The organism is Rhizobium indigoferae (assembly GCF_034554815.1).
In the GTDB taxonomy this organism is placed as follows: Bacteria; Pseudomonadota; Alphaproteobacteria; order Rhizobiales; family Rhizobiaceae; genus Rhizobium; species Rhizobium leguminosarum.
The window spans coordinates 2773514-2794859 of record NZ_CP140635.1; the positions used below are offsets into that span (position 1 = coordinate 2773514).

At 57.8% G+C, this 21346-nt stretch carries 18 protein-coding genes; 12 read left to right on the top strand and 6 right to left on the bottom strand.

Annotation, left to right across the window (positions count from 1 at the left end):
* The first annotated feature begins 61 nt into the window (after window positions 1-61).
* The 5 genes from U5G49_RS14155 to U5G49_RS14175 all read left to right on the top strand — a co-directional run bounded on the left by U5G49_RS14155 (window position 62) and on the right by U5G49_RS14175 (window position 5202).
* Entirely contained in the window at window positions 62-805 is a 744-nt protein-coding gene (locus tag U5G49_RS14155) for an SDR family oxidoreductase (RefSeq protein WP_193445689.1), read from the top strand.
* Between the two features lie 24 nt (window positions 806-829).
* Window positions 830-1681 carry an SMP-30/gluconolactonase/LRE family protein gene (locus U5G49_RS14160; protein WP_193445569.1) on the top strand — a complete coding sequence of 284 codons (852 nt, stop codon included), beginning with the start codon at window positions 830-832 and terminating at the stop codon, window positions 1679-1681.
* A 78-nt stretch (window positions 1682-1759) separates the two neighbouring features.
* Window positions 1760-2683 (top strand): NAD(P)-dependent oxidoreductase, encoded by a 924-nt coding sequence (locus tag U5G49_RS14165; RefSeq protein WP_193445568.1) that lies wholly within the window; start codon window positions 1760-1762, stop codon window positions 2681-2683.
* Window positions 2684-2752: 69 nt separating this feature from the next.
* Entirely contained in the window at window positions 2753-4207 is a 1455-nt protein-coding gene (locus U5G49_RS14170; protein WP_193445567.1) for an NAD-dependent succinate-semialdehyde dehydrogenase, read from the top strand.
* 56 nt (window positions 4208-4263) lie between these two features.
* On the top strand, window positions 4264-5202 hold the full coding sequence (locus tag U5G49_RS14175) for a LysR family transcriptional regulator (protein WP_193445566.1): 939 nt from the start codon (window positions 4264-4266) through the stop codon (window positions 5200-5202).
* A 62-nt stretch (window positions 5203-5264) separates the two neighbouring features.
* Here the strand turns inward: U5G49_RS14175 and U5G49_RS14180 are convergent, their stop codons facing one another.
* The 5 genes from U5G49_RS14180 to U5G49_RS14200 form a co-directional block, all read right to left on the bottom strand.
* Window positions 5265-5948 carry a hypothetical protein gene (locus U5G49_RS14180; RefSeq protein WP_193445565.1) on the bottom strand — a complete coding sequence of 228 codons (684 nt, stop codon included), beginning with the start codon at window positions 5946-5948 and terminating at the stop codon, window positions 5265-5267.
* Between the two features lie 139 nt (window positions 5949-6087).
* A complete protein-coding gene (locus U5G49_RS14185; RefSeq protein WP_193445564.1) occupies window positions 6088-7533 on the bottom strand; it encodes a hypothetical protein in 1446 nt (481 codons plus the stop codon).
* Window positions 7530-11900, bottom strand: coding sequence for a P-loop domain-containing protein (locus tag U5G49_RS14190; RefSeq protein WP_193445563.1), 4371 nt, complete (start codon window positions 11898-11900; stop codon window positions 7530-7532). The genes U5G49_RS14185 and U5G49_RS14190 overlap by 4 nt, the downstream gene beginning before the upstream one ends.
* A 253-nt stretch (window positions 11901-12153) precedes the next feature.
* Window positions 12154-12564, bottom strand: a complete 411-nt coding sequence (locus U5G49_RS14195; RefSeq protein ID WP_246289267.1) for a cyclophilin-like fold protein — start codon at window positions 12562-12564, stop codon at window positions 12154-12156.
* Between the two features lie 50 nt (window positions 12565-12614).
* Complete coding sequence (locus U5G49_RS14200) at window positions 12615-13820, bottom strand: MFS transporter (protein WP_193445561.1); 1206 nt, start codon at window positions 13818-13820, stop codon at window positions 12615-12617.
* Between U5G49_RS14200 and U5G49_RS14205 the strand changes: the two genes are divergently transcribed.
* Both U5G49_RS14205 and U5G49_RS14210 read left to right on the top strand, forming a co-directional pair.
* Entirely contained in the window at window positions 13797-14363 is a 567-nt protein-coding gene (locus tag U5G49_RS14205) for an alpha/beta hydrolase family protein (RefSeq protein WP_193445560.1), read from the top strand. The two genes, U5G49_RS14200 and U5G49_RS14205, sit on opposite strands and share 24 nt — an antisense overlap.
* Window positions 14364-14413: 50 nt before the next feature.
* Entirely contained in the window at window positions 14414-15019 is a 606-nt protein-coding gene (locus U5G49_RS14210) for a LysR substrate-binding domain-containing protein (RefSeq protein WP_407693058.1), read from the top strand.
* Window positions 15020-15053: 34 nt separating this feature from the next.
* On the opposite strand, the gene U5G49_RS14215 is transcribed toward U5G49_RS14210, so the two are convergent.
* Window positions 15054-15893: a cupin domain-containing protein gene (locus U5G49_RS14215; RefSeq protein ID WP_193445558.1), complete on the bottom strand. Its 840-nt coding sequence runs from the start codon at window positions 15891-15893 to the stop codon at window positions 15054-15056.
* Between the two features lie 150 nt (window positions 15894-16043).
* Between U5G49_RS14215 and U5G49_RS14220 the strand changes: the two genes are divergently transcribed.
* The 5 genes from U5G49_RS14220 (at window position 16044) to ltnD (ending at window position 21330) form a co-directional block, all read left to right on the top strand.
* On the top strand, window positions 16044-16916 hold the full coding sequence (locus U5G49_RS14220; protein ID WP_322790894.1) for an HpcH/HpaI aldolase family protein: 873 nt from the start codon (window positions 16044-16046) through the stop codon (window positions 16914-16916).
* A 105-nt stretch (window positions 16917-17021) separates the two neighbouring features.
* Complete coding sequence (locus tag U5G49_RS14225) at window positions 17022-17846, top strand: SDR family NAD(P)-dependent oxidoreductase (RefSeq protein WP_193445556.1); 825 nt, start codon at window positions 17022-17024, stop codon at window positions 17844-17846.
* A gap of 25 nt (window positions 17847-17871) precedes the next feature.
* Window positions 17872-19323 carry an aldehyde dehydrogenase family protein gene (locus U5G49_RS14230; protein WP_193445555.1) on the top strand — a complete coding sequence of 484 codons (1452 nt, stop codon included), beginning with the start codon at window positions 17872-17874 and terminating at the stop codon, window positions 19321-19323.
* Window positions 19320-20411, top strand: coding sequence for a tartrate dehydrogenase (locus U5G49_RS14235; RefSeq protein WP_193445554.1), 1092 nt, complete (start codon window positions 19320-19322; stop codon window positions 20409-20411). The genes U5G49_RS14230 and U5G49_RS14235 overlap by 4 nt, the downstream gene beginning before the upstream one ends.
* A gap of 25 nt (window positions 20412-20436) precedes the next feature.
* Window positions 20437-21330 (top strand): L-threonate dehydrogenase, encoded by an 894-nt coding sequence (ltnD, locus tag U5G49_RS14240; RefSeq protein WP_193445553.1) that lies wholly within the window; start codon window positions 20437-20439, stop codon window positions 21328-21330.
* Window positions 21331-21346: the final 16 nt, after the last annotated feature.

Below are 21346 nucleotides of genomic sequence, written 5' to 3' on the forward strand. Positions count from 1 at the left end.
TGGTGGTTCTCAAGTGAACTCCGAAATGGAAAGTTCAAAGCACCTACATGGAGGAGAGAACATGCCCACATTGGCTGGCAAAACCGTACTCATCACAGGCGCTTTGGGCACGATCGGCAAATCGCTTGTCTCACGCTTTGCAGAAGAGGGCGCTAAAGTAATCGCATCGGACCGTCCGGATGCGCCGAACGTCGACGAGGTCCTCAAGGACCTGGCGAAAGACGTTCGCTATCTCGGCGCTGACCTCAACCAGTTGGCCGATCTCGAGAAGGCCGTGACCCGCCTTGCTGACGAAGTCGGCGGTATCGACATCCTCGTGAACAACGCGGCGTTCGTGGTCAACAAGCCGCACGAGGAATTCTCCATCGAGGAGTACGAGGAAGAAGTCCGCGTGAACTCGTCTGCGGCATTCGTGCTCTCGAGAGCCTGCAGCACTCTGATGAAGCAGAAGAAATACGGCAAGATCATCAACCTGACCTCCCTCACCCTCAATGGCAACTGGGAAGGCTTCGTCCCCTACGTAGCTTCAAAGGGCGCAATGTACGGTTTGGTCAAGTCGATGGCCCGCGAACTCGGCAAGTACAACATCACCGTAAATGGCATCTCTCCCGGCGCAGTCCTGTCGGATGCCGAATGGCGGCACTTTGGCGAAAAGCGGGAAGCCTACCATCAGTGGATTCTTGAGCGTCAAAGCATCAAGCGCAGGATCGAGCCGGTCGATATCGCCAACCTCGCCGTCTTCCTATCTAGTCCGCAGGCGGACCTTATAAGCGGACAGGACATCCACTGCGACGGTGGGTGGTAACGACCGGCCATGGGAGGAATGCTGATGAACGAGATCAAGCCGAAACCTTTTGCGGACGGTTTTCTGTTCCTCGAAGCACCAAAATGGCGGGATGGTCAGCTCTGGGTCTCTGACGTCTTTGATCACAAAGTCTACTCGCTGACTGCAAACGGTGAGCGGTCCAAGTGTCTCGAAATTCCGAATAGGCCCTCGGGATTGGGCTTCCTTTCCAACGGCTCGCTCGTGATCGTGTCCGCCAAGGATCGGAGGCTCCTTCGATACGACGGAACGTCAGTCTCCGAATACGCCGATCTTTCCTCCCATACCCAGTGGTGGCTCAACGATTTCGCGGTCGATTCATTGGACACGATATATGTCGGCGATTTTGGGTACGACTTCGTTGCCAATCAGCCCCCCCAGGCCACAAATCTATATCGCGTCGATCCTGACGGCTCAGTGGCCGTCGCGGCCCGCGATGTAGATTTCCCGAACGGCTCGGTAGTTATCAACGGCGGCCGCACCCTGGTCGTTGCTGAGACGTGGAAGGCACGGATCAGCGCATTCGACATCGATTCCGCCGGCAATCTCAGCAACAAGCGCCTCTTTGCTGATCTCTCCGGGAGGCAGCCTGACGGAATCTGCGCGGACGAGACCGGTGCGATCTGGGCTGGGATATACAACACAGGCGAGTTCATACGGGTGCTGGATGGTGGACAGATCACGGACAGCATCAAGTTCGAAGGGTCGGGAATCTCGTGCACGCTGGGCGGGGAGAACGGCCGCCGCTTGTTTATGACGGCATTTCTCGGAACAGAAGCCGACATGGCAGTTGGTCTACCCAAGAGCGCGGTATTTTACGTGGACCTATTAGGCGCAGGATATAACTTAAAGCTATAACGGTCCCGGCTGCACCATTGTCGCCCGACGCCTCCGTGATAGCGTGATGCCAACTCAATCTCACAACAGTCTGGAACGATGAAACCGATCCTTTCTTTCCCGCCACTCGCCGGCATGACCTATCCGAAACTTGAGGAAGCTGACTGGGTTCGGATTGTGCCCGCACCTGAACAAGTTGCCTCCCTCCCCGAGAGCGAGCGAGAGAGCGTACGCGTTCTTATGACCAGCGCGACACGCGGCTGCAGCGCCGAGCTTGCGGCGACTCTCCCCAATTTGGGCTTCGTCGTTTCCCAGGGTGCCGGGAGTGACAAGATCGATATTCCAGCTCTCGAGAAGCGCGGAGTTCGCGTCCGCTGCGTAGGCGAAGCCCTGACTGATGATGTCGCCGACCTCGCTATGACGCTCACAATCATGCTCTGCCGCGACCTGGTTCGCGCGGACGCGTTCGCGCGCAACGGAGACTGGCAGAACGGGCGCTTCGAGGTAGGCGACAGCCCCGTAGGAATGACTATCGGCATCGGCGGTCTTAGCGGTCGGATCGGCCAAGCGATCGCCGCCCGCGCGTCTGCCTCGAAGATGAAGATCGCAGGGCTCAAGCGTAGTTCCAACGAGGGCCTCGGCGCGACGCTGTATGACGGATGGGAAGCACTCGCCGCGGCAAGTGACGTCCTTGTGCTAGCTGTCCCCGGAACGCCGGACCTCAAGAACATCATTGGTGTGAATGAACTGGCCGCGCTTGGACCAAGGGGTCGTCTCATTAACGTGGGACGTGGCAACCTCGTCGACACAGAAGCCCTCATTGCAGCGCTGGAAAACAAGACAATCGCGGGCGCAGCATTGGACGTCCTCGACAGCGAGCCGGTGATTCCGCCTCGGCTGGCGGCTTTGCCCAATGTAATTCTGACCCCGCATATCGGCGGTCAGACCTGGGGCCAACGATCCAGAGGCGCACGGATTGCGGAGGACGAGGTTCTCGCCTTCCTGGCGACCACAACACATTGACGGCCGGCACGCGCCGCCGAGAACATTAGAGCGGGATCGACTTTGATCGATCTCCAAAGGACAGATGACATGACTGACAAGCAGCAATACACCTATCCCGAGATCGGCCTCCTGATTGACGGGGAATGGATCTACGATCGCGAGGCCCTTTGTGAGGTGGAGAACCCCAGCGACGAGACGATCCTCGGCCAGGTGCCCAAAGCCACCGCCCAAGACCTTCAGAACGCACTGGCCTCGTCTGCCCGCGGTTTCGAGGTGTGGCGTAAGACGCCTCCGACGGAACGGGCGGCCGTGATGCGGCGCGCCGCGGCGCTCGTTCGTCAACGTGCAATAGAGATCGCGCCTATCTTCACGGCCGAGTCCGGGCGTACCTACGCTGAGGTGCTGGCCGAGATCGAGCGCTCCGCGACCTTCCTGGATTGGGACTCGGAAGAAATCCGTCGCCTGTATGGCCGTATCGTACCGACGGATCCACCAATTCAGCAGTTCGTAGTCCGCGAACCCGTTGGCCCCGTTGCCGCATTCACGCCGTGGAACGTGCCGATGAGCGCTCCTTCCCGCAAGATCAGCGCCTCCCTCGCGGCTGGGTGCTCGGTCATCCTCAAGCCGGCTGAAGAAACTCCCGCAACCGCGTGCCTATTCGCGCAATGCTTCCTCGACGCTGGTCTCCCCAAGGGCGTTTTGAACGTTGTCTTCGGTAACCCGGACGAAGTGTCTCGCACACTGGTTTTGTCGCCGATCACCCGTCTCGTAACGCTTACCGGCTCGATCAACGTCGGCAAGCACCTCACGAGGCTTGCAGTAGAGACCATGAAGCCGGTCCTCATGGAGCTTGGCGGCCATGCGCCTGTCCTGATTGACGAAAATACCAATGCGGACGAGATCGCGCAGTTGGCGGTAAACTGGAAATTCCGGATGGCGGGGCAGTTCTGCTCGGCTCCTTCCCGCTTCCTCATTCATCGCTCGCGGTATGATGATTTCGTCGGAAGCCTCGCTGAAAAGGCCGGCAAGCTCAAAGTCGGTGATGGGTTCTCCGAAGGCGTGCAGATGGGTCCCCTCGCCAACCGTCGCCGCTTGGCCGCAATGGCCGACCTTGTCGACGACGCGGTCTCTCATGGAGCGAAGGTCACGACCGGCGGCAAGCGTGTCGGCAACCGAGGCTGGTTCTACGCACCGACTGTCCTCGCGGACGTACCCCTCGACGCCCGGGTAATGAGCGAGGAACCTTTCGGACCGATTGCTCCGTGCACGGCAGTGGATTCCATGGACGAAGCGCTCCAGATCAGCAACAGCCTCAACATGGGCCTTGCCGCGTTCGTGTTCACCAACGACATGGAGCGCGCCAACCATCTGTCTCGCGAGCTTCAAGTCGGGTCGGTGGCGCTCAACGTGTTCACCAGCCCAGGAGGCGATGCACCGTTTGGCGGTTACCGAGAAAGCGGCATCGGCCGCGAAGGTGGGACTGAAATGTACAACAGCTACACAGTTGCCAAGACAATCGCAGAACGCCGCGTACGAGTTTGATTTTTAAGCTCAAAGCTTTAGACTCATCTTGGAACGAATGGAGGTGAGTTCTGGCGATGGTGCTCGAAATTGATCCCAAGAAGCTGCTCTACTTCGCCGCGGTGATTGAGCAGGGTAGCTTGAACCGCGCAGCACGTCAGCTGAGCGTGTCGCAGCCTGCCCTGTCGACCTCAATGGATAGATTGGAAGCTGAGCTTGGGATGCAGCTTCTCGAGCGCGGCCCGAAAGGCATTGTCGCGACAAGGAAGGGCGACATCCTTTACTGTCATGCGCGTCTCATCAGGGAAGAGATTCAGCTCGCTGAACGTGACCTGTTGAACGCGGACGATTGTCGCAGCGAGTCGATCCGCATCGGCAGTCTACCAAGCCTAGCAAGCAAAATCGTGCCGATGGCACTCAGCAAATGGCGAGAGACCCACGAAGGTGGCCACCTCGAGGTTGTGGAAAACGCTCAGGTCGATCTTCTAACAGGCCTGCTGCGGCGGGACTTCGATTTCGTAATCGGATTCACCAAGGTCTTCGACATGCTGGACGGCCTCCGTCAGCGGGTGCTTTTCCGCGACACTCTGCGGGTGATAGCGGGCATCAATCATCCTTTGCGGAAGCTGGAAAACCTAACCTGGGGTGACCTAGTGAAGTATCCTTGGATCAGTCCTACCTCTCGACGAACGCACACCGTGCTTGATCACATCATGCAGACCATGGATGCGCCCCTGCCCCAGATAACTGTCTGCGGATCGGTATCCCTCCTCAAGTCGTTGGTGGCCGAGACCGAGCACCTGGCCCTATTGCCCGCTCATGCCGTCCGAGAGGAAGTCGCCGAGCAGAGGCTTTTCGAGTTGCCTTTCTGGGACCCTACCCTCAATCGGGATATCGCGGTCTTCTTCCGCGAAGGCTATGTGATGGATCAACCACGTAAGGATTTGGTCGCTTGCGTCACGGAAGTCGGGATGGAGCTTTGTAGGGACAAGGAAATGGACAACGTATCGGCCTAGATTTCAGCCCGCTGTATTCGTCCTCCTTCTAAAACGGCGGCATGTGGAGCAGAACGTTGAGGTTACTTTACCCTAATTGTTCGAGGTGCCCCGGATCGTTCCATGAGATAAATCTCTGCAAAGGGTAGCATTTCCGCGGATTGCAGGAGAATCTCGCGCCATTCGACGTCGCTGCGCCTTGGACGACGCCTGAGTGGGGCAACGACTAGCAGTGCGAACCCGGCGTACTTTTCGTCGTCCTTGTCGGCCAGGGCCTTCTTAACGCCATTGATCAAAACGCTGTCGACATGGATAGCTGAATGCCACATCCTGCCCTTCTGACGTGCCATGGTAAAATCACGTTGCGGAGCCTCATCTGGCAATCCAATCAACGCAGCCACAGGTACGCCGGACATCAGTTCTTTTCCGACTTCAACATCACTGCGGACCAACGCTCCGGTTACCTCCACGCCCAGCTGTCTTCCGTTTTCAAAACGAAGCCATGCGTCCGGAAAGCTGCTATCCAGCGGAAACCTCACAGACACCGCGTCAGAATATTGGGCGGATATCAGGTCCCGAACCGGTAGGATCTCCTCTTTAAGTCGCTTCCACGGCCTGGCCCCGCGACGGAATCCATCTAGGTTGTCGCCTGAAATTGTTCTTTCGACCAGGGGAGCAGTGATTTCGCGAAGTCGCTGAGGTGATATTCCGTCAGGATGCGAAACTTCATCATATAGATCGGCTAGCTCCACTGTTCCAAATTCCATTTTCTTGGTGCTCCTCATCGACTTCAACAAAGAAATGGTGGTCGCCTCACCGGTTCGAGCCTTACGCGGATGGCGGCCAATTATCGACGGTACGAGGTGAGAAGGCGACTCTCAGGCAATGATCCCACACCGGACGAGCCTAAGGCATTACGAAGTGCGCGAAACGTTCCATGGGACGATGCGAGCCATAGTCGCCGGCCCTCCAGACCTTCAGCGTAACTCGCCACCCCAGCCTCATGTTGCTCTTCTGCGCAAAGCGATCCAGGAATCGACGACCCACTTCAGTTATCACCCCTGACCTAACGTGCCCATCGACGGGGTACGTCGGGACCCAGTCATCGTTCCAAGTCTTCCAGACCCCGACCCGTTCGCCTCCAGAGGTAAACGATCCAGATCCGTCACCGAAATCGACGGACAGAGCCGAATCGAAGTTAAACGACCCGGGAAATGAGAGACCAATATGAAAATAGTCATTCTGCCAGAACCCGAAATGCGACGGCATCATATTGAGCGCAACCGGGAGGCATGAACCGGACCGTCCCGAAACTGTGTACTCGTTTGTAGGAGCAACTGGCAGTCTGCCTCTAATCGAAACTAGATCGTTGATGTTCCACCACAAATTCCGCGCTCCATCGGCTTCCATCATTTGGTCGCTTGGGACGAAGTCATCTGAGACGTAGAATGCATCGACGAGCAACTCACCAAATTCTGCAACGGAGTTTGCGATCGGGAGCCTCATAGAGACCGGGACCATGCGCCGCCTCGAAGTTGTTGAAATAAGTTGTTCTGCGGCGAGCTTGAAGCCACTTTCTTCGGCAACACACTTTTCTGGCAAGGCACCAAGCCAGGATGGCCGCGATGTCGGAACGACGCTCAACAGACCACGACTAAGCGGAAGGCATCTCGCCGCGGACATCACAGCCTCGTCCAACGGCATTCGCCATGCGGCTACAGCATACCCAAGGGTTCGCAGAAAGGCTGAACGATAGACATTGCATTGGGCTTGGCTCGTCTGGACACTGACGCCGTCGCGAGCACCCTGCTTATGAAGAAAGTGATATGGATAAGAGGAGTGTGGGCTTCCTGTACTCTCCATTATGTTTTGCCATTCCCACGCCCACTGTTCGTAAAACGGCCGGTCCATGCTTCGTTCATGGTAGCGAAATTCTGTTTCGAGTACGGATGGCACTGCTTGGCCAATCGTCTCCTTGAAATACGAAGTTGGCTCAAAATGGCTTGGGATCTCGCCGGAATGGGCAGTGGTCCAGCCCCCAAGGCGTACCCCGTATAGCTTTTGAAACAGGAAGTCCGCGAGGATAGACGATTTCGAGATCGCTGCCTTCACTGTCGGCCAAGGCGGCAAGTGCGCGTCGTCGGCACACATGAGCGCTGCCAGGCCAGACACTATTTCGTTTTCCATTCTCCTTGAGGCGAGCCATTCAAGGAAGGCTTCGGTCGCGACTGCTCGTTCCGAAGAGTCCAGTAATGAAGCGAAACCACGAGCAGCCTGCCAGCGAGCCATGCGGATGGGCCAGTTCAAGCGATCGAGGAGCATCGTGATGGTGTCTTTAATACCCAGGGTCATGAAAGCCACCTGCACGGCTGAATTGGCTGGTCTTGAAGCTCTCCTTCGAGACGCTCGATCATCGAAACCGTCAACTGAACGGCCAACTCGCTCTGCCCCACGAGGAGCAGATACTCAACGAGACGACGAGATCCGAGGACCCTGCCTGTTCGCCGCCTCTCCCAGTAGCGAGCAGACTTCGCGGTATCGTGGATGAAGTCCCGCCATCGCTCCGGATAGTGTTCGGCTGCTCGTGCAAGGCGCGCCGAGTTCTCCGCGCGGTCCGTCCAGTAGTAAGACCAACCGTGTCGCTCGATGTGTGCCCTCACGAGCCACCTATAGGCCTTAGCCTTGCCCTCGTATCGCAGACTTACCAGAAACGCTTCGTCGAGGAGGATTTCGACACTTCTGGGATTGTCCGTGCTTTCGAAGTAGCTCTCGATAGCCTCAAGAGCAGTCATCCCCTTGCCGTTATCCGCCCGATGTCGCAACCACCCGAGTAAGGTGTCCTGCTGGTGGAGGTACCCCAGCCCTCGCCTATCGAGGCGTTTCAGCAACGATACAAGTTGATCGGGGGCAAACATCCTGAAGTCCGGAGGTCGTCCCTTGCGCGAAAAGTCATCGCTTGAGGCAGTCCGTGCCCGCTTTGCGCGCGCCCGATCACCGGCAGGTGTTAATCCGAGAAAGGCCCGGCGGTCAGCCACTAATTCCAAAACTCGGCTATCACCGCCTGCGGTAATGGCCAACAGATCATCGACATCCGATGTTTCGACAAACGAACTTACAAGCGCGCGTCCGGCGAAGGTAGAATAGTCAAGTCGTCGTGTCGCCTCGGCAAGGGTGTGTTCGGCAAGAGCAAATTCTTCGTCCGCGATATATCGCCCGTAAAGTCCCGTCAGCCACTCCGGTTTCCTCATCGCCACCAAGTCAACGAACTTCTCTCGCGCATGGTTGGTTTCATCGCCATCGGTGAAGTCTTCAATTTGCTCGACTATTGGTGCCAACCTACGGAGCCACGGTTCGGTGTCGGCGGCACCAGCGCGTTGGACGTGTTCGACAGCGGCGAGGACATCGAAAATCCAAACATCCTTTCGCCAGCCATATCCGACAATGCACCGCGCAGCACGTGTGGCAAAGTTCTCCGCACCCTCGATCCCGTAGATCAGCGAGAGCTGGCCAAGGGCGGTCCAACGTTCCGCTCGTTCATTGAAACGCGTTACCCGCTCGTCCTCGAGTTGTCCGAGTTCACCAATGAAAGACGCAGCGGCTGCCTTCTCCAGCCAAGGAATCCTGACGCTCAGATTCTTCGCAAGCCAAATTTCGTCGTCCCAGTGGACGGAAGCGCGTGCTAACGAAAATGCATCTTCACGCACCGAGAGCCAGCTACCGCTGCTCGAAAAGAGTGAATTGATACAAACCGCTATATCACCGATTACCTGTCGAAACGCCCTATACTGAGCTGTAGACGGATCAGTAGACCGATGGCTTGCTTCGACGGGATCAAGGGCCGCAAGCCCCACAAAAATGCTGGCGAAATCGCTGGAAGCGTCAGCTGCGATAAGTGCGGCTGCCGACCATAGTCGCTTGACCGCCTCCGCAAGCCAGAACATTTTCGTTTCGTCGATGGCCGCTATAATGGGCTCACAGTCACCTTGAGCGTACAGCGCGGTGTCCATAGCCCAGAAGAAGAAAGTATGGATAAATCGCTCCGTCGAGCGGTTCATTCCGTAATCGTATTGCTCAGGAAATGCCTGAGGGCCGATTTCTGCCAGGTTTAGCGGGTGTGCAGGCTCCGTGCCGTGCAGTCGGTACCAGCAGGAAAGCAAAGGGCTGATCGCAGTTTGCGGGGCATACCTCAGGCCGATATCGACACCCTCCCTGCAGGCAATTAGAACCATCGCCTCCTCGGCTTGACAGCGCCATCCATCGTGTTCCGGAGAGGCCAATCTTTCGCAAAGCTCCACCGCGAGATCGAGATTCGTGGTCCTCAACATTTGTCTGAGCACAATGTCGAAAACTCTGTCTCGATCGTGGAATTGCAGAATGAACCCCAACAGTTTTTCCGCGTCGACCATTCCGCGAGCGACAACTGTCTCAATGAAGTTGTTCACTAGGGAGAAAAATTCACGATCCGGACCATGCTGCATCTCGATCCAAAGGTTTACCCTTCGACGTAGCTCCTCGAAGCATTCAGTTCCTATGTCATCGAGATTGTTGTCTTCAAGGCAGCGCAGAAGGGTAATGATGTCGTCGTCCCTCGAGACCTGCAGCCGATCGGCCATATTCATGATCTGCTGCAAATTTCCCGCCGATCGAACGGCAACTTCAACAAAATCGTTGGCCCGCTCGATTTGATGAGACATGCCATTCTGGACGCGCAGATTTATCGAGCGCAGTGCGCTGGTCCGAACGAAGTCGTCACTTGCAAAAGCGCGCGCTTCGGCAGCGTCTAAGATGATGCCGATCTGTTGGGCCGGCCAGCCCAATGCCAGGGATTGCACAACCCATTCGTCAGTCGTCCCAGCGAGCAGGGGTTCCGGGTTCTCCATACGATCTTGCATCAGCCAAAGGTGCGCCCATCGCAAGTAGGCCGGCGCGTCGGTCTCAAGCCACTCGACTATCCCGGGCAACGCTTCCCGAAATGTCGATTCGTAATCCGATTGTTCTCTGGCAAACGCGAGTACACTTCCATGAAATGGAACGACACCTGTACGCCGGTGTTCAAGAAGGTAGTCAACTTCGCTAATGTTCCCCGCACAACGCATCAGACCGTCAGATGGCCAGTGGAAAGCGGACCCGGCCACGACGTGGAGGACTCTGCGCCCAGCCGGCGTCAGGCGAGCGAACAGGGCACGATAATAAGTGCGGATATCGCCATCGGGGCAGGACGGCAGCATCGAGACTTCTTCGCTCCTCACTGCGGTACCCTGGCGAACCATCGCCTCGAAGGAATAGATCAGATGAAGCGGGTTGCCACCACTGATCTCGAAAAATGCTCTGGTGACCTTTCGTAGTCCCCCATCCTCGAATGACCCGTGCGGCAAGACCAGCCGCCCTGCTGAATACTGAGAGGTTACCCAAGTTCCGACCGAAGCTTCATCCATGGGCGGAATCTCAATCCAATCGGTCTCCTCGGCTTCTTGAACGAGCCGCAGCGGCAACTGGCTCGTGGGCACCTTCTGTGTCCCCACGATCAAAAAGACGTTTGGAGGACAAGGGAGCAGATAGTTAAATAGATGCTCCATCTGGGAGATGTTTTGCTGCTCTCTCCAAACGTGATCCAACCCGTCAACAATGAGGAAGAATCTCTTTTTTAGAGCTGCGAAATACGAGCCACACGCGGCAAGCCATTTATTCAGGTTGGAGGGTACATCTTCCAATCCCCGAACCGCCTCCGGATAAAGCCCAGCGATCTGCTGCATCAGTGATCCGGCTATCTCCTCAAATGAAACTCTGTCGACAGTGCTGTCATCCAAGGCCAAAAAATAGTGGTGACGAACCGCAGCGAGCTTCGATTTGTGTAGCTCGGCAATTAAATAGCTGAGATAGGTGCTTTTTCCTCTGCCAGGCGATCCCCAGAGGACCGTCAGTTGGCGGTCACCTTTTTTGATGCGCGCTCGCAGCGCTTTATCGAAGGCCTTTGAGGGCACAACGTAAGTGTTCGGTACGGCAAAATCCTGGGGAATCGGCTCTGGGCGCTTCTTCGTAATGATTTGTACGAGGTGGTGGTGTCTGATCCTGCCGTCTGGACCGGGACGGTCTTTCTGGGTGGCCCACATCCGGACTTGGTCCCGCAATAGCAGCCAACCTCTTGAATCGGTGTTGGCGGGGACTATACGGCCTTTCAGAGTCGCTTCGAGATCATGAATCAGCTGTTCGGAATGTCTGAACTCGAAAGTGTCGAAAAAATCCTTGGCCGTCTCTTCGGAGCCCAATTCCGTCACGACTTGCGCTTTTATGGTTGGGCTGAGCTTGCTGTAGTCGATTTTATTTCCAACCAGCGTTGCACTCAGGTCGGTGTCGGGTCGGCGGTTCGTGCGGAGGGAGGCGGAATGAATACCTCCCATCGTGCGTACCCTTTGCAGGGCATCCGCCCACTTTCTGATGAGAGAGGTGCCTCTTTTCTTCTTCGAGAAGAGCCAATCCCAGTCCAGAAAATAGACGTCTGGATCGGCAGTGAACTTCACCTGCATCAGTTCGAAAGTGTTATCTCTGCGCGCCGCTACAACGTCGTCTAGCTTTCCGACACGCGGCTCTTCGCTTTCAAGCTCAACCCACAAAAACAATTCGGGGTCACGAAAGAACCTGAGCAGGACCTCTATCCCAATGAGGTCCTGATATTCGAACCCTGTCCTGGGAATGCCCGGCGTCTTGAATGGATGCGGCATGTGTGTTGGCAACCGTGAGTCGTAACAACCACTACAGACGTGAACCCTACCGATGACAAGTCCCTCGGCAGGCTTCGCCGGGTTATCCTCACCTGCCGACAGTGATGCCGCCCTTTACCCACCTTGCAGCGTCGTCAGTTGGCCGCCTACTCGACCTTGGGGACCGGTATGTGAGGTAGCGACACTCAGACGCCCAAGACGCTATTGGCCAGCAGTGCCTCCCAAATTTGGTATCGCTTCGATCTTTGCCCGCCTAGACACGCTCGATGCGGATCGGGAACTCACCGCGAACCTTCAATGGATCATAGCCCTCGTCAAAGCGTCCGAGACGAATAAGGCCATCCCACTTGTAGTCCCCGTAGAATAGCGCAAGGTTCCCCCACGGCTTGAAATAGCAGAGGTCTCCGGGCTGTTCGTTGTCGAATGGTCCGCTCCCCTCCTCAGTCAACTTGCGCGGCAACCGCACGATTTTCTCATTGTGACTGTAGTCCTCGATCATACGGTCCAAGGGCAACATCGAGGCGAAGTCCCGGGCGGATGGACTGTCGTAGAGCGTCGCGGTCATTCCAGTGTCCGCAAACGTAAATTTGACGCGTACCGGGGCAGAACCCTGGTCGTCAGCGCTGGCGGCCTGTAGGCCGAACCCGACACTCGGTACGATCATCGCGGCACCCATTCCAAGAAGGTTTCGACGGCTTGTAATCAATGACTTTATCACCGTGGCCCTTCCGATGAACGCCATGCGAGGACGGCAAAAAGTGACGACCCAGCAAGCGCGACCGCCGCGAATAGGAACGTGGTTTGCCAACCCGCCTGGTCGAAAAGTAGCCCGCCGATCGACGCACCGGCGGTAATTGCCAACTGGATAACCGCCACCTGGAGACCCCCGCCAGCTTCCGCATCATCAGGCATTGTCCTGCTCAGCCATGTTCCCCACCCAACGGGAACTGCGGTTCCAAGAAGCCCCCACCCCGCAAGAAGCAATGCTGTGATGGTGACAGAAGACCCGCACGCCACAAGTCCAACAGCTACCGCGGCCATCGCAAGGGGCACGACTCCGAGGATACTGAACAGGCGGGTCCGCAGCAGCCCGCTGATGACGTAAGTACCCAGAACGCCCGCGAGGCCCATAACGAGAAGGAGAAGCGACAGTGTCGACACGGACACCAACGTCACCGTCTCGAGGAAAGGGCGGAGATAAGTGAACAGAGCGAACTGTCCCGCGAACAGTAGCGTGATGGAAGCCATCCCAAGCGAAACCCGCTTGCGCAGCAGCAACCTGAAAACGTGCCGCGGTCGATTTGTTTTCTGAGGCGGCAACGACGGCAGACTTACCCACTGCCAAACCAGTGATGTCAACGCAAGCGGGACAACGGCGAAGAACGCTCCGCGCCATCCAATGTAGCTACCCAGAAAGCTTCCCAATGGTGCAGCCACCGTCGCGGCAATCGCATTGCCTGCGTTTAGCGTGGCCAGGGCGTTCGGAACAGAGTGGGCAGGCACCAATCGCATGATGATGGCCGTGGACATAGACCAGAACCCGCCGATGGCGACCCCTAGTAGGGCGCGACCGACCATCAGCACGGGGTAGTATGGCGCGAAGGTGACAATTATGCCGGAGATGACGAGAAGCAGCGAAAACGATGCCAGCACGAGCCGGCGATCAACTCCCCGGGTCAGCCTCGATACGAAGAGACTGGTGAGGACGGCAAAAATCCCGGAAACGGAAATGGCTTGTCCCGCTCGACCTTCCGTGACGCCAAGATCGCTGGCGATCGGTGAGAGAAGGCTCACAGGCATAAACTCGGAAGAGATGAGCACCGCTACGCAAAGAGACATAGCGAAAACCGCACCCCAAGCGCCAGACCTGGTGTCGGAGGCAGGAAGATTGTCGGATTGGATGAGGGCTTGTTGAGTCATGCCCAAAAGATAAGACGGGTCGACTTCGATGATTACCTGGCGCAATTCGCTTGTAGTTATCGATTGGGCTCATCAATCCGACCCGACTGCGCGCGGTACTCGATCAATATCGTCGGCCGTATCGGCCTGCTCGGCGTATGCGGTAGCGGCGGGTTCGGCCTGGCTGCCGCTGAGATTGATCCGCGCATCAAAGCTGTCGCCACCGTCAGCATGTACGATATCGGGCAAGGCCAGCGACAGGGTCTCGCTGCTGAACTCGATAACGCCGCTGTGAAGAAGCAGCTCAGCGAAATCGCGGATCAGCGTTGGGCCGAAGTGGACGGCGCGCCGCGGATGATGGCGGTTGGCACTCCCGAGGTCCTAACAGAGAACTCCCATCCTATCGAACGCGAGTTCTTCGACTATTACCGGACGGCATTGCTGGTGCGAGCCATGGCCGTCGTCGACCTTGGATGTTGTCCGCGCTGGCGGTTTCCTGTCCACAAAAGAGTGGGTACCGAGGAAATCGACCGCTGCGTTGAAGTCTTCAACCATTGCCCATGACGCGTCCTACAACGGTCGGGACGGTCCGGATCAACCTCTCGGACTACGCCTTGGAAAGCGTTGTTTGGCCGAAGCTGCGGCGCGTGCTCCAGGACTATCCCGATCTGAAAGTCGAACTCTTCTGCGATGACGGGATCAGCGACATCATCGAGGAGGGCTATGATGCTGGGATAAGGCTCGGCGAGCGCTTGGATAAGGACATGATTGCAGTGAAGATCGGGCAGGATTGGCGTTTGGTGGTGGTCGGTTCGCCCGACTACTTCACGGCAAACCCGACCCCATCAACCCCACAGGATTTGGGCACTCATGTCTGCATCAATACGCGGCAGCACTCGGCGGGCGGCCTATACGCTTGGGAATTTGAGAAGGAAGACAAACAGGTCCGCGTTCGCGTCGAGGGTCACCTCACGATTAATCACTCCGGAAGCATGATCGACGCTGCGCTTTTGGGATATGGGCTCGCCTACCTGCCCGAGAGTTTGGTGGTAGGCCACATTGAGCGTGGAGAATTGATCCAGGTCCTCGATGATTGGTGCCCATTATTCGAGGGCTACTACCTCTACTATCCCAATCGCAGGCAGAACAATCTTGCGCTCTCGCTGATAGTGGACGCTCTGCGGTTCAAGCTCGGACAGGAACCCATGCGCTCGGAATGACAATGCCGGCGTGAGGGGTCACGCCGGCAATATATCAGAATTTCGGTAGGGTGACCGAGAAGAAAAGAGATTCTTCGTTCGCCTTGATGTCGACAGGAGCGTCGGACGGCAGCAGCTCGATGGCCGTCTTGTCGCCGTAGGTCTTTCCGTTGACTGTGATGTTGCCCTTGCTCATGAAGAGCACTTCGATCTGGTCACGCGAGCCCGTGTTGAACGTCGCGCCGCCATCGACCTTCACGAAGCCGATCTTCGTGTTCCGCTCGGTGAATGTTCCGAGAAGCTTTGTCGATACACCTTGCGTGCTGGTCCCGACCCAATCGTAGGCTTCCGGGTCCATCATCACAACGTCATCATAACGAGGCTTGGCGAGCACCATCTTCTTGCCCATAGCCTCCTCGTAGCACGCCGTCGCACCATCCACGTTGTGCTTCTGGCCCTTGTCGTCGACCCACGTAAAGATGCCGTCCTTGAACTCACCCTTGGCCTTGAGAGCCTCGTTTGCCGCTTCACGACGCGGTGTGCTGAGGAAGCCTTCTCCGCTCGCGCCACCGAATTGGATGACCATCATTTCGAGACCTTCCGGACGATCCTGCGGGCCGTAGTGAACGCTCTCCGGAAAGTAGGCCACGGAGCCTTCGCCCATGATCTTGTGGGGAGATGCCGGATACTTGCCCTTCAGGACATAGCGGATCTGATCGAAGTTATGGCGGTGGCGTGGGGTACCCCAGCCGCCGGAGCCCGTGAGACCTACGTTGAGCAGGTAGTTGTTCGGCGAACCATCCTCTCCCTGTAGCAGGAACTTCTGATCGAGCTTGCCTACGCGCATCGATCCGACTGCGCCGCCCTCTGCACTAGCTACATCTGAAATACGCATCTTTCACTCCTCTTTTGTCATCGGTGGAAACCATCCGCTTGACTCCAGATAATAGGAAAGTGGGCCGCTCCGTAATCCTCCCCAAAATCGAGCTATAACATCTTATTATTACTCCAAGCCCTCTCCCCGCCGGCGCTCTTGATCGCGACCATGGTTGCCTTCACAACCTTAGCACAGCCAGACGGCACGAATGATGAAGTCAAAACGCGGCACCCCGCGAGTTTGGAATTCCACATGCATCCGATCGAAACGCCTATCAAAAACCTGATGAAGACGCGCATGAACGCCGGCGAAATAGCTGTTGGCATGATCGTTCGCATCGTCCGCGGCGTCGAGATCGCAGCGATTGCGCGTAGCGCGGGGTTCGACTGCCTCTACATCGACCTGGAGCACAACAGCTTCTCGCTCGAGACAGTCAGCCAGATCAGCATCACGGCCGCCGCGCTCGGCGTCACCCCTCTCGTCCGCGTGGCCGGCCACAACAAGGCGGACATCAGCCGCACGCTCGAAACCGGCGCGCAGGGCGTTATCGTCCCTCACGTTGAGACCAAGGCTCAGGCGGAAGATATCGTGGAGGCAGCATTGTTCGCCCCCAAGGGCGATCGTTCTCTTCTCGCGACAAACGCCCACACGCTCTTCCGCGGCGGTCCGGCTGCCGAGACTATGGCGAAGATGAACGAAGCGACCTTGGTCGTTGGCATGATCGAGTCCGTCAACGCGGTAGCGAACGCTGCGGACATCGCGTCGGTCGACGGCATGGACATGCTGCTCGTGGGAACCAACGACCTCTGCAATTCGCTCGGAATCCCGGGCCAGCTCGACAGCCCGAAAGTCATGGAAGCCTACAAGCACGTCCTCGAGGTCTGCAATGCCAAAGGCAAGCACCTGGGAGTGGGCGGGCTCAACACGCGTCCCGAAATTGCGAAGGAAATCCTTCGCATGGGCGCGCGGTATGTCTCGACGGGCAGTGACACAGGCTTCCTGACGAACACGGCGATAGCAACGGCCGCGTCGTTTCGCTGAGCCCAAAAAGAACATAGCCGTCCAATTGGCGGCCTGAGGAATCAAATCTCGATCCATTGGACCGCATAGCCAGAGTCCAGTTGGAAAGTCTATCGGAGGACTATCGTGAACATTGGAACCGCCTCGAACAACGTCGCATCAGCTCTCCTGGCTGAAGCTCGAGATTTCAGCGTCAAAGACCGGGTCGTCCTCGTGACCGGTTCCGGTCAAGGCATCGGCCGTGAACTTGCCCGGCAGTTCGCCGCAGCGGGAGCAATCGCCATCATCGCCGACCTCAGCCTAGCCAACTCCGAAAGCGTCGCCAAGGAGATTGCGGAGGCCGGCGGAAGATCGTTGGCCTTGTCGGTGGATGTCTCCAAAAAAGACTCCGTGGATGCGATGGTCGCAGCGGTCCACAAGGAATTCGATCGCCTGGATGTCCTAGTCAACAACGCTTCCCTCTTCTCGGCGCTCGTTAAACGTCCGTTCGACGAGATACCGGAGTCGGAATGGCAGAAGGTGATGAACGTCAACGTGAACGGCGTCTTCTTCTGTGCTGCCGCAGCTGCACCCGGGATGCGGGACCGCGGTTTCGGTCGCATCATCAATATCTCGTCTGCCTCCGTTCACCGTGGAACGAAGAATTACCTCCACTACGTCACTTCGAAGTCGGCCCTGATCGGGATGACCAACTCGCTCGCCCGCGAACTGGGGCCGTTTGGCGTCACCGCCAACTGCATTCGTCCCGGCACCGTCGCGACTGAGGTAGCGGAGCGCAAAGCTAGTCTGACTCGGGAAATCCTGCAGCGGAATATCGATCTCCAGTGCATACCGCGCACCATCGTCCCCTCTGACCTGGTTGGCATCACGATGTTCCTCGCCTCGCCGGCTGCATCCTTCATCACCGGGCAGACGATCGCTTGCGACGGTGGTTACACACATAGCTTCTGATCGGTCGATCAAGCGGAGTAAGTTGATGAGACACTACGGAAACCTTTACATCGATGGCCGCTGGCAAGAGCCTGCCAAGGCCGGCCAGAAGCTGTTGACAGACCCGTACACGGAGACACCGTTTGCTTCTGTTACCACGGGCGGCATGGCGGCCGACGTGGACAAGGCCGCGTTGGCAGCGCGCCGAGCCTTCGGGACCTTCTCGAAGACATCGCTGGAAGAGCGGGCAGCACTGATTGACCGCATCATCGCGGCCTACGAAGAGCGTGTCGATGAGTTCGCCGACGTGATGGCGCAGGAAGTGGGTATTCCGGTCAGCGCGAGGGCCCAGGCAACCGGTCCTATCGGCCATATGAAGGTCGCGCGCGACCTCCTGCGGACATATCACTTCGAAAGCCGCCTCGGGGACACGATCATCCGTCGCGAGCCGATCGGGGTCTGCGCCCTGATCTCGCCTTGGAATTGGCCCGTCCAAACGCCGGTTATAAAGGCGATCTACGCGATCGCAGCGGGATGCACTGTGCTTTCGAAGCCCTCTGACGCATCGCCAATCAGCTCAATCGTTCTCGCGGAGGTCTTCGAAAAGGCTGGTGTTCCCGCTGGCGTGTTCAACCTGATCATTGGCCGGGGCAGCGAAGTTGGCGCGGCCATGTCCACCCACCCCGAGGTCGATATGATCTCGTTCACGGGATCGACATCCGCTGGTGCCCGGGTCGGCGAAGCCGCTGCCCAGACGATCAAACGTGTGTCGCTGGAACTTGGCGGCAAGTCGGCGAACATCGTGCTCAAGGACGCCGATCTCGAGAAGGCGGCTCGGTGGAACATCCAGCGCTGCTTCTTCAACGCCGGCCAATCCTGCCACGCCCCCAGCCGGATGCTCGTTCACGAAAGCCAGATAGACGAAGTCTCCGGTTACCTCGTCGACGAGGTCTCGAAGTACAAGCTTGGCGATCCGCGCGATCCGGCTACCACGATGGGTCCCGTCGTCAACCAGTCCCAGTACGACGGCATCCAGCGCTACATCCAGATCGGCATCGATGAAGGTGCTCGTCTTGCCTGCGGCGGTACTGGCAAGCCCGAGGGACGGAACCAGGGCTACTTCGTCAAGCCCACCGTCTTCACCCACGTCACGCCCGAGATGACCATCGCCAAGGAAGAAATCTTTGGTCCGGTGCTTGCTGTCATCCCCTACTCTTCCGAAGAACAAGCCCTGGAGATCGCGAACGACAGCCCCTACGGCCTGGGCGGTTACGTCTTCTCCGGCGACAGGAAGAAGGGCTATGAATTCTCAGCCGGTCTGCGCGCGGGACGCATCTGCTTTAATGGAGCTGCCACCAATTCGGTCACCCCGATGGGCGGCTACAAGCAGTCCGGGATTGGCCGGTCCATGGGGAGCGTCGGCCTCGAGGAATACCTCGAGACGAAGTCCGTCTACGGGTTTGAGGAGGAGGCAACCTCGTTGCCAGAATTCGCATGACATCCCCAGCCAGAGATCGCACCTACAAAATCGCCGCGATACCCGCCGATGGTATCGGGCCGGAAGTCATCGGTGCGGGTCTCGAAGTTCTGCATGCCCTTCAGCAGCGCTCAGATGGTTTGCGCTTCGAGATCACGCAATTCGACTGGGGCTCCGACTACTACCGTAAGCACGGTAAGATGATGCCGGAAGACGGTCTCGCGCAGCTGCGGAAGCATGATGCGATATATTTCGGCGCTGTTGGCACGCCCGACATTGCAGACCACATCACCCTATGGGGCCTGCGGCTTCCGATCTGCCAGGGCTTCGATCAATACGCGAATGTCCGCCCTACGCGGATCCTCCCGGGGATACCGACCCCTCTGCGAGACAGGGGGGTCGGCGACCTCGACTGGGTTATCGTCCGCGAGAACTCGGAAGGCGAGTACTCCGGCCACGGCGGCCGCGCGCACCGAGGCTTGCCAGAGGAAGTGGCGACCGAGGTAGCCATCTTCACCCGTGTTGGCGTCACCCGCATCATGCGCTTTGCATTCCGCATTGCTCAATCAAGACCGCGAAAGCTCCTTACCGTGGTCACGAAATCCAACGCGCAGCGCTTCGGACTGGTGCTCTGGGACGAGATCGCCGCTGAGGTGTCCACAGAATTCCCCGACGTCAAATGGGACAAGGTTCTTGTCGACGCCATGACAGTCCGAATGACCCTTCATCCGGAAAGCCTCGACACGATTGTCGCCACAAACCTCCACGCCGACATCCTGTCGGATTTGGCGGGCGCACTCGCGGGCAGCCTTGGCGTCGCCCCGACGGCAAACATCGATCCCGAGCGGCGCTTCCCCTCGATGTTCGAGCCTATCCACGGTTCGGCTTTCGATATCACCGGAAAAGGCATCGCAAATCCGATCGCTTCGTTTTGGACTGCATGCCAGATGCTCGACCATCTTGGAGAACCCGAGGCCTCCGCGCGCTTGATGAAGGCCATCGAGACGGTCTGTTCGGCCGGGAGTTCAACACCTGACGTGGGCGGGACAGCGACTACCCGCGAAGTTACAGACGCAGTGATCAAGGCAATCTTTGGGTCCAACACCTGATCGTTGGAATGTATGGAGCAGTAAAATGAAAGTTGGCGTTTTTGGACTGGGATCGATGGGGTACGGAATGGCTTCCTCCCTCGTTCGCGCTGGCCATGAGGTCTTCGGCGCGGACGTGAACCATGAGGCGGTGAAGCGACTTCACGCCAATGGCGGCTCGACGACCGAGCTTGGGGCTGCAGCTCGCGAACTCGATGCTGTCGTGGTCGTGGTCCTGAACTCCGCGCAAACCGAGGAAGTGCTCTTCGGTAAGGACGGGATCGTTTCGATGCTATCCCCAGGTGCAGTGGTCATCATGTGCGTAACGGTCGCTCCCGAGTATGCGCGCAAGGCCGCAGAACGCTGTTCTGCCCTGGGCATCCATTTCCTGGACGCTCCGATCTCCGGTGGATCGGTGAAGGCCGCAAACGGCAAGCTTTCAATAATGGCTTCCGGCACACCCGAGGCGTTCTCTCGCGCCCGGCCGGCCCTGGACGCCATGGCTGAGAAGGTTTTTGAACTTGGCGACGCCGCCGGCGCTGGCTCGGCAATGAAGGCCGTTAACCAGATGCTTGCCGGGACACATATCGCGGCAATGGCTGAGGCCATTACCTTCGGCATAACCCAGGGCATCGATCCCGAGACCTTCCTCAAGGTTATCCCTCAGTGCGCCGGGACGAGCTGGATGCTCGAAAATCGCGCACCGCACGTGGCTGCAGGTGACTACACGCCTCATTCAGCCATCGACATTTGGCCCAAGGACCTCGGAATTGTGCTCGACGTGGCTCGCGCCTCGAAGTTCTCCGCGCCTATTACCGCAGCCGCCCTCCAGCAGTTCGTAGCTGCGTCAGGAATGGGCCTCGGCCGAGAAGATGACGCTGCGGTAGCAAAGATTTACGCACGAAACGCGGGGATCGAGCTGCCTGGCGTTAAGTCCTGATCGTGATCCAAATCCG